Origin of the sequence: Alginatibacterium sediminis (assembly GCF_003610775.1) — a bacterium.
Taxonomy (GTDB): domain Bacteria; phylum Pseudomonadota; class Gammaproteobacteria; order Enterobacterales; family Celerinatantimonadaceae; genus Alginatibacterium; species Alginatibacterium sediminis.
Map to the genome: position 1 here is coordinate 395,218 of NZ_RAQO01000004.1, position 14,573 is coordinate 409,790.

Annotated in this window: 11 protein-coding genes; 7 read left to right on the top strand and 4 right to left on the bottom strand. The window is 42.5% G+C overall.

Features of this window, described 5'->3' with window-relative positions; genetic code table 11:
- Positions 1 to 197: 197 nt before the first annotated feature.
- The 3 genes from DBZ36_RS04910 (at position 198) to DBZ36_RS04920 (ending at position 3,803) form a co-directional block, all read left to right on the top strand.
- On the top strand, positions 198 to 725 hold the full coding sequence (locus tag DBZ36_RS04910; protein ID WP_120353807.1) for an RICIN domain-containing protein: 528 nt from the start codon (positions 198 to 200) through the stop codon (positions 723 to 725).
- A 173-nt stretch (positions 726 to 898) separates the two neighbouring features.
- Positions 899 to 1,888, top strand: a complete 990-nt coding sequence (locus tag DBZ36_RS04915; protein ID WP_120353808.1) for a transposase — start codon at positions 899 to 901, stop codon at positions 1,886 to 1,888.
- A 574-nt stretch (positions 1,889 to 2,462) separates the two neighbouring features.
- A complete protein-coding gene (locus DBZ36_RS04920; RefSeq protein ID WP_120353809.1) occupies positions 2,463 to 3,803 on the top strand; it encodes a hypothetical protein in 1,341 nt (446 codons plus the stop codon).
- A 122-nt stretch (positions 3,804 to 3,925) separates the two neighbouring features.
- Here the strand turns inward: DBZ36_RS04920 and DBZ36_RS04925 are convergent, their stop codons facing one another.
- The 4 genes from DBZ36_RS04925 to DBZ36_RS04940 form a co-directional block, all read right to left on the bottom strand.
- Positions 3,926 to 4,480, bottom strand: a complete 555-nt coding sequence (locus DBZ36_RS04925) for a PilZ domain-containing protein (protein WP_120353810.1) — start codon at positions 4,478 to 4,480, stop codon at positions 3,926 to 3,928.
- 470 nt (positions 4,481 to 4,950) lie between these two features.
- On the bottom strand, positions 4,951 to 5,289 hold the full coding sequence (locus DBZ36_RS04930; protein ID WP_120353811.1) for a HopJ type III effector protein: 339 nt from the start codon (positions 5,287 to 5,289) through the stop codon (positions 4,951 to 4,953).
- A 400-nt stretch (positions 5,290 to 5,689) separates the two neighbouring features.
- Positions 5,690 to 7,876: a malate synthase G gene (locus DBZ36_RS04935; protein ID WP_120353812.1), complete on the bottom strand. Its 2,187-nt coding sequence runs from the start codon at positions 7,874 to 7,876 to the stop codon at positions 5,690 to 5,692.
- Between the two features lie 113 nt (positions 7,877 to 7,989).
- Positions 7,990 to 8,946, bottom strand: a complete 957-nt coding sequence (locus DBZ36_RS04940; RefSeq protein ID WP_120353813.1) for a LysR family transcriptional regulator — start codon at positions 8,944 to 8,946, stop codon at positions 7,990 to 7,992.
- 154 nt (positions 8,947 to 9,100) lie between these two features.
- On the opposite strand from DBZ36_RS04940, the gene DBZ36_RS04945 reads away from it, so the two are divergent.
- The 4 genes from DBZ36_RS04945 to DBZ36_RS04960 all read left to right on the top strand — a co-directional run bounded on the left by DBZ36_RS04945 (position 9,101) and on the right by DBZ36_RS04960 (position 14,458).
- Positions 9,101 to 10,696 (top strand): isocitrate lyase, encoded by a 1,596-nt coding sequence (locus DBZ36_RS04945; protein ID WP_120353814.1) that lies wholly within the window; start codon positions 9,101 to 9,103, stop codon positions 10,694 to 10,696.
- A 186-nt stretch (positions 10,697 to 10,882) separates the two neighbouring features.
- Positions 10,883 to 11,452, top strand: coding sequence for a hypothetical protein (locus tag DBZ36_RS04950; protein WP_199711773.1), 570 nt, complete (start codon positions 10,883 to 10,885; stop codon positions 11,450 to 11,452).
- A 1,135-nt stretch (positions 11,453 to 12,587) separates the two neighbouring features.
- A complete protein-coding gene (locus DBZ36_RS04955; protein WP_120353815.1) occupies positions 12,588 to 13,601 on the top strand; it encodes a DUF2804 domain-containing protein in 1,014 nt (337 codons plus the stop codon).
- An 8-nt stretch (positions 13,602 to 13,609) separates the two neighbouring features.
- A complete protein-coding gene (locus DBZ36_RS04960) occupies positions 13,610 to 14,458 on the top strand; it encodes a sterol desaturase family protein (protein WP_120353816.1) in 849 nt (282 codons plus the stop codon).
- Positions 14,459 to 14,573: the final 115 nt, after the last annotated feature.

Here is a 14,573-nt window from a genome sequence, read left to right on the forward strand (position 1 = left end):
AGCTTTAGACCAAAAGCTGACGATCGGAAAATTAAACGCAGACACAATTTTCATATTGTGTGGATAATGTGAATTAGCTTGCGTATTTACCTAACTTCTGGACATAATTTGTACACCAAAAGAGTAGTTATAACCTAAGGTGCTGCTTCATCGTTTTACCTATTACTCAACTAAATAATTATACGGGGAGAATTTTAATGTACGAAATTGCAAAAATCCTTGGTCTAACAGTGTTGCTTTCGAGTACAGCTAAGGCGGATAACGTTGAGGTGTACGTTACTGATTTACTTGATAACACCCAAAATGGGTATTGTCTGGACATTGCGAAAGGTAAAGGCGCGGATGCCAACCCCGCTGATGGTATGCAAGCGCATACATGTTATAGCCCGTTAGGTGAAGTTTTAGTTGATCAGGCGTTTGATCCAGCTAAATTCGAAGAAGGCGTCTTGTATATGCCAGAGTTCGATGTTTGTATGCAAGCCTCGTCGACCGAAATAGGCGCATCACCCGAGTTAACGACTTGCGATGGCTCAGAAGCACAGAGTTGGGTGTTTGATGGTGAAGGTACAATCGCGCCAGCAGCTGCGCCTGAAATGTGTCTGACGTTAACAGGAGATACGCGCACTGGGAGAAGTGACGAAAATCAAATGAAAGCTATGACTTTAGAGGCTTGTTCTGTTGACTTGGCACCTGTTCAGATGTGGTCCAATAGAACTGCCGATTGAACTGGACCTCTGCATCGAATGTGGCTCCATACTAATTAAGAAATAACAAGACACCCATCGCAATAGAAATAAAAAGCCCCCCATAAAAGGAAAGAACAAGGCACTCATAATAGTGGCACTCACGGAATGATGGTCTAGGCTTAAATGATTATTTAATCAATAAGAGTTCTGAGATGCCAAGGCCACGTAAGGAGCAAGTGAGTTTATCGGATACGCCTTATTACCATTGTATTTCGCGCTGTGTGCGTCGGGCTTTCTTGTGTGGCGAAGACGTTGTAAGTGGGCGCAGTTTTGAGCATAGGCGGCAATGGGTTGAGGACTATTTGCTTAAACTCGCTGGTATTTTCTCGATAGATGTTTGTGCCTTTGCGGTGATGAGCAATCATACGCATTTGGTATTGCATGTGGATCAACAACAAGCCCTCAGTTGGTCTATGGAAGAGGTTCTACATCGTTGGCACTCCTTGCACAAAGGAACTTTACTGACGCAATGTTACCTTAATCCAGAATTACGCCCTAAGCTTGATGCAGTGCAGCTACAGTCTGTTAGGGATACAGCAGAAATCTACCGTCAACGCTTGTTCGATTTAAGTTGGTTTATGCGCCATCTCAACGAACACATAGCCCGTGAAGCCAACAAAGAAGACCAATGTACTGGTCGATTTTGGGAAGGTCGGTTTAAATCTCAAGCCTTACTTGATGAAGCTGCGTTGGCTGCTTGTATGGCATACGTAGATTTAAACCCAATCCGCGCAAAGATAGCAGACAAACCAGAAACCTCAGCCCACACCAGTGTAAAACAACGAATTAAACAGGCCAAGTACGCCAAGCAGCCTAAAGCTTTATATCCGTTCGTAGGTAACCCTCGTAATAACATGCCCAAAGGCCTGCCATTTGAGCTTAAAGACTATTTAGCCCTCGTTGATTTAACCGGCAGAGCTATCCGCCAGGATAAGCGCGGGTATATTAGTGCTAGCCACCATTCAATATTAGAGCGGCTAAACATCGACCAAAGCAGCTGGCTTACGCTTACGACAGGCTTAGAGCAGCAATTCGGTGCGGTGGTCGGTAATTGCGCGAATATGTTGCTATATAAAAGTGAGCATAAACACCAACGCCTGCATGGTATGGGCGCCGCCAAGCGACTACTGAACAGCGCTTAACTTTTTCTAACGACAGTCTTCTTGCAGTTCTAACAAACATGAGTCCACTTACTGTGGCTTAGATACAACAAAGGAGGCTAAATTCAGAAAGAGTGACGATTTCCTGGTCCTCGTCAGAGGTCTTCATGGTCTAAAGGACAATTGTTTTTGAGGAAGTGCTGTACTAACTTATCATGGGTGTCTTTTTAACTTCTTTTTTAACTTTCTTTTAACTGCCATTTGTAACTATTAGTTGCTAACTATTTTTTAAATAATTTTGTACTAACTTATTCTGTTTTATTAATTCTTGCTAGCTTATTCTTGGCTGTCTTGTTAATTCTCTGTCTTGTTAATTTCTTTTAATTCCTATAGAACGTCGACTCTTATAATAAGGAGTATTTGTGTCCAATAAATTTACAGATCAAATTGTATTTAATCGTTCAATAAATTAAAGCACTGATAATAATGAACTTTAAACTCATGGCCTGATCTTTGCGTTAGTCTCGAACTTCTAGCCTTGTACAAAGTTTACTTTATGCATTTATTGCCGTTAAGACAGTTCAAAATAAACCTTTTTCACAAGAGCAAATTCCGAATGGTTTTCGGAGTCTTGTTAAGTAGTTTGTTTATTAACAATCCAGCAGCTAGCGCTGTTCCAAACTCTTGTAAGGTGCAATTAGCAGTTGGGAATTCGTATAATTTAACTCTCCCTGACGAGCAATGCTATGATTCTATCAATTTAGGTAGCTACGCTACTTTAACGATTGAGAGTAACGTTGAGGTTTACTCATCCTTAGATTTGGGCGCATATTCACACCTTAATATTCGTGGATCACATGCTCGTTTAATCAATTATGGTGAAGCATACTTGGGTGATATGTCCTTAGTAAGCAACTTTGATAGTTTTGATAACTTTGGCGATTTACACTTCTCCTATTCAGCCAAATTGGAGAATTTTAGTTCGAGTATTTTCCTAAATACCAACCGCGTTACGATGGATTTTATGTCGTCAGTTGTGAATGATGGACGAGTGATTAATCAAGGCGAACTCTCTATCCGTGGGAATATTCAGAATAACTACGGAGCTAGCTTTATTAATCAGGGACAACTGATTAAAGAAGATATTGGAGTGTTTGAAAATCGTGGTCTCTTTGTTAATCAAGGCGAGATACGCTCCAACGGAACACCGCTAGAGCCTTGGAAAAATACAGGAACGTTTGAGAACATGGGTTCCTTTTTGACTAATAACTTAGATCAAATTACAAATGAAGGAGAGTTTAGGAATACAGGTTTGTTCATTCTTGAGCAAGGTGGTCGGTTCCAAAACCAAGGTAGCTTTGTAAATTCAGGCGATCTAGTCATCAATGGTCAATTTGATGGTTCCGGTCTGCTGCGTATGCAATCAGGGAATTTGAAAGGCAGTGGGCTAGTTGAGGCAGATATCTTTGTTGACAGTAACTCAACACTTAAACCGGGGGATTCAATCGGAACCTTGGATATTCATGGTGATCTAGCATTGGCTGGATTACTCGAAATAGAAATCGCCAGTGCTTCTAGCTATGACACACTGAATGTTGGCGGTCTTTTGAGTCTTTTTGACACAAGCAGTTTTTCTTTTTTGCTCGATGAGCATCACCAAATCAGCGATGGGACATCTTTTGCATTTATTAAGGCCGATGGCTTTGATTTTTTTGAATATTCTAGCTTTGAAAAGTACTTTGAGAAATTCAGTAGCAACTTTTTTGTTCACAATCTGGATTCAAATTTAAACTGGAAGATTCGGCATAAAAACGACTCGCTTTTTATCGATTTTTTGACTTTTCAAGTACCTGTTTCTCAGGTTTCAGAGTCTAGTACTTCAATATTGCTACTAATCGCAGTGTTGTGTCTGATACGCAGACCCAAAAATATGAGTTCTAAAACACAAAGACACTAAGACACGCATGAAAGTGGCACTCACGGAATGATGATCTCGGCCTAAAGTATAAGTACCAAGACTCCCATAACAGTGGTATCCCAATTCTTTTTCATGGGTGTCTTGTTATCCACGTTGTTATCCTAATAGAGCTCTGGAAACCGTTTTTGGTGCTGGCCAAAGATGTATTCGCGCAGTTTCTCGCGATAGTGCTCGTCAGCAATGATATTTGCAGCCACGGTATCGCTATCGTTGCGACAGGCTCGCAGCTTAATCTCAATTCTATGCTGCTGCGGGAGTTCAAGTAAGGTGAACTCTTCGGTTTGGATTGCACCGCAGCGCATTTTTAGTCCAGTGCTCGATATGGATAGCACTTCAGTTGTAATGCGTCGCTTTGGACTGCGCACTTTTATATCTGTGGGTTTGTCTATCCGCCAACAGCGTTCTAACCCTTGCATATCGATAACCTCTGGACAAGCCAATAGTGGACGAAGATAGCCAAGGTCACTGGGGGTGAATTGTATTGGAAACCATAGCTTGAACTCCCCTAAAGACAGTTTCGCTTGCGCAAGTGCACGACTTAGGTGCAATGCTTGAGTACCCGCATTTTTTTGGGCGAGTTGGGGGCTCTCAGCGCAGTCTTCACCGGTAAACATACCGCGAATGAAGTCGAGCTCATCGTGTGTTAATGCCTCCATCGGTCTCCCCAAGCGTTGAATATATTGTCTAATTATCTTAGTCCGCGATTGTGGTTTAATCATGGAGAAATTATGGAGAAATTTTAGAGTTCGTGAATGAACTAAGTTGCAAGTTTGTATGATATTTAAAGGTAGTATCGTTTACGAACTCTAGAATGAAAAGTCATCTAGAACGCGCATATCTTTGTTTATATGTTATACATCCGATTGGATCTTCACCACCAATGCTGGATACCAAATTAAGCGACTTTGCATACCAATCGTTATTCGCGAGGCGCTAATATTCGATTTTTCGAAACTCGTTTATATCTAAAACAGAGCTAGCTGATGCGGCTAGCTCTGTTCAACAATGTGATGAATAGGATACATCGCTTAACCTAATATCCTAGGTAAGCGAGATAAACTTTTATGTGACGGTTTGGGCGTTTGATGTATTAGACAGGCTATTGGATTTAAGCCAAATGGAAGTCCTACTTTGCTGTTAATGCATTACCATCGAAGCGAATGCCAGCCCAGCCGTGTTGGATAAAATTGCGAATATTGGCATGGTCTAGCCCATTCGGGTTGCTTAAAACGTCATCTCGATAGAACTGACCAAAACATGCTAGCGTTGATGGTTCATCTAATCCTAGCGACTGAGCGAAAGCAAAAATTTTGCAAGACCCGTTATTCTGTCCTGCTTGGTTTTCAGTTTCCCCATTTACAAAGCTGACTGGGCTGAACTCAAAATTTGCATCTATAACTTGCATTGTCTGTTCAAACGTTACTTCATTAGGTTTTGAAGCCAATAACTCTAGAAATTGTTTCATATGACGTCCTTTGTCTCTATTTAGCGAAGTGTTCTTCGCAGGTTACTCAATTTTTGAAACGTACTCACGAACAATTTCTTCTCGTAACATGTTAATGAGTACCTATATCTTATTAGGGTATAGGAAATAGTTGGATAGACCATTGTAAGCTGCCATTCATTTGGTAGGGTCTAGTTATTCGATGGGTAGTATATACATAAAGGGAAGGCCGCTGAGTTTCAAGCTATCTTTGATTGATAATCCAGATAGTAGCTGTTGTTCGGTTGCCTAAGCCGATATTAGTTTAGACCTTAAAACGGATAGATCTATTGCTCACAAAACCATAATCGCGCCCGAAGACGCGATTAGTTATTGCAGTTCTAAGCTAGCCATTTTGAATGGTCGCTTTAAAGTCTACTAACTATGACTGAGTTGCCTTAAGTTTTAATCTCATGGCGTGTAATACTGGTTCAGTATAGCCACTAGGTTGATTACACCCGTCGAACACCAATTGACACGCGGCGCTAAAGGCGATGCTTGACTCAAAATTTGGTGACATATTCGTGTAGATAGGGTCGCCGGCATTTTGCCCATCCACGACTTTGGCCATCCGTTGCATGCTTGCCAGCACTTGCTTTTTAGAGCAAATCCCGTGATGTATCCAGTTGGCGAGGTGCTGACTAGAAATGCGCAGTGTGGCTCTATCTTCCATTAAGCCTACATCGTTAATATCGGGTACTTTGGAGCAGCCTACACCTTGATCAATCCAGCGCACCACATAACCGAGTATTCCTTGAGCATTATTGTCTAACTCGTTTTGAATTTGAGACTGAGTTAGTGTTTGGTCTGCTAACAATGGAATGGTTAAAATGTCATCTACCTTGGCTCGAAGGCGCTGGGTAAGTTCTTTTTGGCGGCTTGGCACGTTTACTTGGTGGTAGTGGAGGGCGTGCAAAGTTGCAGCTGTAGGCGAGGGCACCCATGCCGTGTTTGCACCTGCTTGCGGGTGGGCTATTTTAGCTAACATCATTTTAGCCATGTTATCTGGCTCTGGCCACATGCCTTTGCCAATCTGCGCTTTGCCTTGCAAACCACACTCTAGCCCTAAATCGACGTTCTGGTCTTCGTAAGCACTAATCCATTTCATGGTTTTAAGTTGTGCTTTAGGAGCAAATGGGCCGGCTTCCATACTGGTATGTATTTCATCACCCGTGCGGTCTAAAAACCCTGTATTAATAAACACCACGCGTTCTTTAGCAGCACGGATACACTCCTTGAGGTTGACGGAGGTGCGGCGCTCTTCATCCATAATACCTACTTTAATGGTATTACGAGCAAGGCCTAAAGCATCTTCAATGCGACCAAACATCTGCGTGGTAAACGCAACCTCTTCAGGGCCGTGCATTTTCGGTTTTACAATATTAATGCTAGCTGCGCTTGAATTTTGATAGGGGCTATTACCATTTAAATCATGCATTGCGATTAGGCAGCAGATCATGCCATCCATGATCCCTTCAGGGATTTCATCACCATTTTTGTCCAAAATAGCGGGAGTCGTCATCAAATGTCCAACATTACGAATAAACAGCATGCTGCGACCTTTAAGTGAGATTTCACCACCTTTAACGCTAGTGTATTGGCGATCAGGGTTGAGTGTTCGAACAATAGTTTTACCGTTCTTTTGCAAGCTTTCTTGTAAATCGCCTTTCATTAAGCCCAGCCAGTTCTTATATGCTAGCGCTTTGTCTTCGCCATCAACTGCCGCTACAGAATCCTCGCAGTCCATAATGGTTGTAAGTGCAGCTTCCATTAAAACATCTTTTATACCGGCTTTATCAACCCGGCCAATAGGCGTATCGGGATCAATTTGAATTTCAATGTGCAGATTGTTGTGCTTTATCAAAATGGCGCAGGGCGAATCTGGCGCACCTTGATAACCAACCAACTGTTCAGCATCGATGAGCACTACTTCTTCATCATTTTGTAAGGTAGCGGTTAAGGTGTGACCTGTTTTTAATCCGCCTATGCTGTAATTGACCACATCTTTATGGGAAGCGCCATTGAGTGGTGCGGCTTCATCCAAAAATGCTCTTGCGTAAGCCACTACTTTTTCGCCGCGTACAGGGTTGAAAGTGCTTGTTTTTTCAGCACCTTGTTCTTCGCTGATTACATCAGTGCCGTATAAAGCATCATATAGACTGCCCCAACGTGCGTTCGCAGCGTTGAGTGCAAAGCGCGCGTTCATAATTGGAACTACGAGCTGTGGCCCTGCTTGGGTGGCTATCTCTGGCTCGACATTTTCTGTGCTTACTGAAAAATCGCCAGCTTCTGGAACGAGGTAGCCAATTTCAGTTAAAAAGAGTTTGTAAGCTGCTGCGTCAAACGCTGAGCCTAGATGGGCTTTGTGCCAATTGTCGATTTGTTGTTGGAGATATTCGCGCTTTTCTAACAGTGCACGATTCTTTGGAGTGAGGTCGTTGAGAATAGACTCAAAAGACTGCCAAAATTCATCGGCATTAATGCCTGTTCCTGGGATGGCTTGTTGGTTAACTAAATCAAAGAGGGTGCTATCAATGCTCAAGCTTCCCTGTTGAACTCGACTAATCATAGAATCTCTTTTTATAATCAAAGGTTGTTCTAACACTCTATAAAAGTCATCAGCATTTATCCAATTTATGATGTCTATGCTCAATATTCACAGAATAAATGCCATGTAATTGATTACATTTCAACCACACCACTTTCGATTTCATTAGCTACTGCTTTAATGAGCTGTCTCATCCATTGGTGGTCTGGGTTACTTTGCAATAACGGGCTCCAAGCCATTTTTACTTCAAAGGGCTCTATCGCAAACGGGGCAGGTTTTATTAACAGTTTAGGATTATCGCGTTGGGACTGGGCCGCTTTACTCGGAATGGTGAGTATAAGATTTGGTTGCTGGGCGAACAACACCGCTGACAAGTAGTGACGAGTAAACACGGTAATGTTACGCGTTTTACCAATTCGCATGAGTGCCTCGTCTATCCAGCCTAGTTTTAGAACTTCATTTGGATTTACTCCAACACCGGTGCCCATACCAGTCTTGCTTACCCATATATGTTGCGCCTTTAAATACGAAAGTAAATTGAAATTGTCGGCAATTGGATTGTCTTTACTAAAAAGACAGGAGAACCCGTCATGCCAAAGGCTGACTTGGTGAAAGGAGAGGGGGATGTCATCAAAACGGTTGATGATGATATCAACGGTGCCTTGCTCAACATCCTGATATGTGACGTCACTAGGTGTCATAATGTCGAGCCGAATATTGGGAGCTACCTGGCTTAAGCGTAGCAATAATGGCTGAATTAGTGTTGACTCGGCATAGTCGCTGGCCATGATTCTAAATACCCGCTGACTGTTTTCAGCATCAAATTCGGTCGTCGGCTGAACAGCTTTTTCTACATTGGTAAGAACATTTCGAATAATAGGTTGTAGCTTTAAAGCACGCTCTGTCGGCGTCATTCCTTCACTGGTTCTCACTAACAATGGATCGTCGAACAAGTCCCTTAGGCGCTTGAGACCATTACTCATAGCTGGCTGAGTTATCCCCATATGCTTGGCTGCTTGGGTGACATTACGCATACGTAATAAGGTGTCTAAATACACAAGGAGGTTTAGGTCAATACGACTAATATTCATATGGAAAATACCGAACATAATAACTATAAATTTAATAAATTATTACATGCGTGCTTATACTTTGTCCAAGGTTAGATGCACATCCGCAGAGATAGCGCTGACCGCTACTAAGCACCAATGCCTTAGTACCCTACACATAATAAAGGACGAGTATATGTCTCAAATCAATCAAGATATCGAAATGATCGAAGTAGCCAAGCGCACTGCAGGTGCTCCTTGGGACGCTATTAACCCTGAATCCGCTGCTCGTATGCGTGCTCAAAACAAATTCAAGACGGGTTTGGATATTGCGCAATATACCGCTGATATTATGCGTGCAGATATGCACGCGTTTGATAATGACAAATCGATGTACACCCAGTCATTGGGTTGCTGGCATGGCTTTATCGGCCAACAAAAGATGATTTCGATTAAAAAGCACTTTGGTGGTAAGACGGACCGACGCTACTTATACCTATCTGGCTGGATGGTTGCTGCCCTTCGCTCTGACTTCGGCCCCTTGCCGGACCAATCAATGCACGAGAAAACTTCGGTTGCAGGTTTGGTTGAGGAGCTATATACCTTCCTACGTCAAGCTGATGCGCGTGAACTCGGCGGACTATTCCGTGCCCTTGATGATGCACGTGAAGCTGGCGATGCGAGTTTACAAGATTCAATTCAAGACCAAATTGATAACCATGTGACGCATGTTGTTCCGATTATTGCCGACATTGATGCTGGTTTTGGTAATGCCGAAGCTACCTACTTAATGGCCAAGCAGATGATTGAAGCAGGTGCTTGTTGTCTACAGATAGAAAACCAAGTAGCCGATGAGAAGCAGTGTGGGCACCAAGACGGTAAAGTAACCGTACCTCACGCGGACTTCCACTCTAAATTACGTGCATTGCGTTACGCATTCTTAGAGCTTGGCATCGATAACGGAATCATTGTTGCGCGTACCGATTCCCAAGGTGCGGGACTCACCAAAGAAATCGCTGTGGTTAAAGAGCCTGGTGACCAAGGTGATGTCTATAACTCATACTTAGATGTTGAAGAAATTGATGTCATGGAAATGGCTGAAGGTGACGTGTGCTTTAACCGCAATGGTAAATTGGTTCGTCCGAAACGCCTACCTTCTGGTTTGTATCAGTTCCGTGAAGGAACAGGCGAAGATCGCTGTGTATTTGACTGTATTGAAGCAATTAATGCGGGCGCCGATCTTTTGTGGATTGAAACTGAAAAACCACACATTGGTCAAATCAAAGAGATGATGGATGGCGTTCGTGAAGTTCACCCTAACGCAAAATTGGTTTACAACAACTCACCATCATTTAACTGGACACTCAATTTCCGTCAACAAACCTTCGATGCAATGCTAGAAGCGGGTGAAGATGTATCTGGATACGAACGTGAAAACCTAATGAGTGCCCAATACGATGAGAGCATTTTATCGACTCGCGCTGATGACCGAATTCGTACTTTCCAGGCTGATGCTGCACGTGAAGCGAATATCTTCCATCACTTAATCACGCTACCTACTTACCACACCGCTGCCTTATCTACCGATAACTTGGCTAAAGAGTACTTTGGTGACCAGGGCATGTTGGGCTATGTAGCTAACGTACAACGCAAAGAGATCCGCCAAGGTATTGCCTGTGTGAAACACCAAAATATGTCGGGCTCTGATATTGGTGACGATCATAAAGAGTACTTTGCTGGCGAAAACGCGCTTAAAGCTGGTGGCGCGAAGAATACATCTAACCAGTTCTAAACTAGCGAAAAATAGTTAAACTAAAGCGGCCTTTATAAGTATAAATTAGAAGTAAGGCCGCTTTTTCTTTCCGAAACCTTTGTACATTAAGCATTAAAAGACTAAAAGACTAAAAGACTTTTGGTGATATTTAGCTATGAATGTTCTTTGGACTAACTTCCTACCCACTGTTTGTTGAGACATTTTATGACGACTCTACCGCTGTACTTACAAGATGATAAACAAGGGCTCACAGATAAGGGCTTTGCTATTTCAAATGTGTGGTATCACGGAACATCTTCGGCTTTGTTGCCATCAATATTGGAATTTGGGCTAAAACGCTCTGGTGACAATGAACTCAATCAAGCTGCACAGAAAACAATGGCGACTATAGGTAATCAATTCACACCAACTCAAGAGCCGGTTTTCTTAACGCAAAGCAAAGAGCTTGCGTATTACTGGGCAACACAAGCGATAAGGGATCGCAGTGTGCGTTTTGAAGGTGAAGAAGAGCCCGTAGTTTTGGCTGTGACATTAGACGAGAAGCTACAAGCGCAAGTAAAACCTGATGTTGGAGCAATGAGCCTACTGCTTATGGACAGCGGCGAACACTTTATGGCCCATCTTGCTAGCATCTACGAACAGCGTGGCGTGCCCGTTCCAGACATCGATCTTAAACAAGCCGATCGCATGGACTTTTTGACTAAACTAGGCATGGCCTACATCAATCAAAACATCGACGCAAAAAACATCAAACTTGTTAGCGAAGTAAGGTAAGCACTGTTGCCTTTTGCCGTTCACTATTTGTGCTTAAAGCCATGATGAAGAAAACATGGTCAATGTGCTTAGAAGTAACCGTGCATTTGATACTTTTTTGTAGGGTACGCTACAAAGTAATTTTGCTGAATGTACATTAGTTGCATTCAGCTAGTGTAAAGATTGGATTTAGCGATGTATGGTTCGTACTCTGGCTAAAATCTTGTGAACAGTGATTGTTTTCCCACTAGGGCAGTTTATCTAGCTTAGGGTTTAATTTGGGCTCAGATAGTCGTTTGCTTAGCGTACAATCAGCCTTTAAAGCGCCAAGTCGAGACCCTTAAATCAAAAAATGCACTTAAAGAGTTAAGGTAACTTATTACAGATCCCTTCCTTTTTTTATGAAAAAGTCAGTAGCAACACCCGAAATATCACTTTGACTTAACCCAATTTTTTAGCCATTGTGCAGGTTGCATTCGTTTTTAACACGCTCTATGTTTTTGGAACTCTTTTGAAATCTGATTTATTGTCTTTTTTGGTAATTAACGGTGTTGTAGTTGTTATTTCGATAGCACTAATAATTAGAGGAAAATCACTAAGAGACAGCAAAAGCTCTAGGGGTATCTCGGCTTCTAGCAATGAAACTTCGACTGGGACAGCTCTAATCGTATGTGGTCTGTTGTTGTTGATAGCCCAGATTGTTAAAGTTGCTCAAAGGCTTATGTTATAACCCAATAACAATTTTTGAGAGTCGTTATTAACAACGCTGCTAGACATCAATACACCTGACAAACTCTTAAATATGTAAACTGCAAATTTGGGTGTGTCCAAGTTATTAATTTCCCAAAGTCGTTATATCCAATAAGTAAAGCATCCAAACATTGCTTTGTGTGTAGCTATCCACCTAAGTAAAGAGCAGGGATGTAACTAGATATATGCCCCTCACATCTACTTTGTGGTCTATGCCGCTTGTTATGTGTTGTTGTGAATGACTGCTTAATAGCAGCAGAATTTTGTAGCTGGCCTAAGATGATTAATTTCCAAGTTTTTACTCTAATTGTGAGCTGGATTCTAAAAATCTGCATAATTACGTTTCTAAAACGAACAATTTACTTGCACACTAGAAGACTGTTAATGGTTTGTTAATTGCGAGTTTATGTTTAATACTTTGCCAGCTCCAGAATCGCTTATCAACGTAGACGGGCAGCCTATATTTGGTCAGTTTGATGGTATTCCGTTAAAGCTCGGCTTAGAGCACTTCCGCTACACCACCGACATGGACAAAAAGGCGAGTAGGTGGGCCAAATACTTTCACTACAAACAGTTTCAGTTTGCCAGCATTGTGACTCCAAACTATGTCATTGGCTTGGCTATCGCAGATATTCGTTATGTAACCAGTGCCTTTTGTTATGTCTATGATATTCACAACGATAAATTATCAGAAGTCAGTTGGATAAAAGCACTTGGCATTGCCTCGACCATTACCTCGTCACCTAGCGATGGTATTACCACCTTAAATGGTGAGCCGATAAAATTCGACATTCAGCAGCAACAATGGCAAGTGGTGATTAACAGTAGCAGTATTCACGCTGAACTATCCTTTACGCCCACTCTTGAAAGCCTACCCTTGTCGATGTGTACGCCCACAGGCTATAGCGGCTGGACCTACACCCAAAAACATAACGCGCTAGCGGTGACGGGGCAGCTTAGTATCGATGGCGAAACCATCAGTTTGGAACATGCGCTGGCTAGCTATGACTTTTCAGCTGGATATATGAGAAGAGAAACCAGTTGGCGCTGGGCGAGCATTAATACTGTGGTGGGCCAAGCCAAGTTGGGGCTAAATTTAGCGGCTGGTGTGAACGAAACGGGCAGCTGTGAAAATGCGCTATGGATTGATGGTACTCGTCATTTACTTGGCCCGGTTCATTTTGACTTTGATCGAAGTGATCAACACAAACGTTGGCGGATATACTCGCTTGATGGGCATGTTGACTTAAGCTTCAGCGCAATTAATAAACGCAGCGAAAAACTGAATTTGTGGATACTTAAAAGCAATTTTCGCCAGTTTATCGGCCATTTCAATGGGACGATAATCGACTCATCCGGCAAGCGGCATACACTGGAGAATTGTCTTGGTTTGACCGAAGATCATTTTGCGCGCTGGTAGAGTCGAATATGGATACGCAAAACCTCATTGAACACCCTGAAATGCTGTTAGTTGTTTTAGCGCCAGTGTTTGTATTATGCATGTTGGCGGAATACTACTTAGGTCAAAAGTCGGGTCGCTTACCCCATAACTCCAGCTATCAGTTTAAAGAAGTACTTTGTAACTTTACCTTAGCAGGGATGCATCAAATGAGTGATTTGGTGACAGGACTGTTGATTGCGAAGCTCTACATTTGGTTATTTGGCTGGAAGATGTTTGAGATTGATATGGGTTTAGCCAGCTTTGCAGCACTCATGCTGCTGCAAGATTTCTTCTATTACTGGTTTCACCGGGGAAGTCACCGTATTCGCTGGATGTGGGCCGCTCATGTTGTTCACCATAGTTCTGAACACATGAACTTTAGCACCGCATTTCGTCAAAGTTTAATGTATCCATTAGCTGGTATGTGGTTGTTTTGGATACCATTAGTTATTATCGGTTTTGATCCTAGCTGGGTTGTCTTTGTAGTTCTGCTCAACCTTGGTTTGCAATTCTTTGTTCATACGCAGTGGGTACGTACACTTGGCCCTTTAGAGTATGTGTTTAATACGCCTGCCCACCATCGCGTTCATCATGGTGTTAATCCTCAATATATCGATAAAAACTACGCCGGCGTACTCATTGTTTGGGATAAGTTATTTGGCACCTTTGAACCAGAACACGAGCCTGTTCGCTATGGTATCACCAAACCTATAAGTAGTTTTAATCCATGGACTGTCACTTTTACTGAATGGAGAGCCATGTTTGCTGAGGGACTATCTTCATCCAAGTCACTCAAACAAATGCTAAAGGTTTTCTTTTCGCCACCCGCTGGTTGAAGGCTCTGTCTGGGAATCGGATTCGTAAATGATAATAGGCTAATGTTGACAAACACCGTTTGCTTAACCTAAGAGGGTGCCTTATATAAGGCTTGAGCGATAATATAGCTAAGCC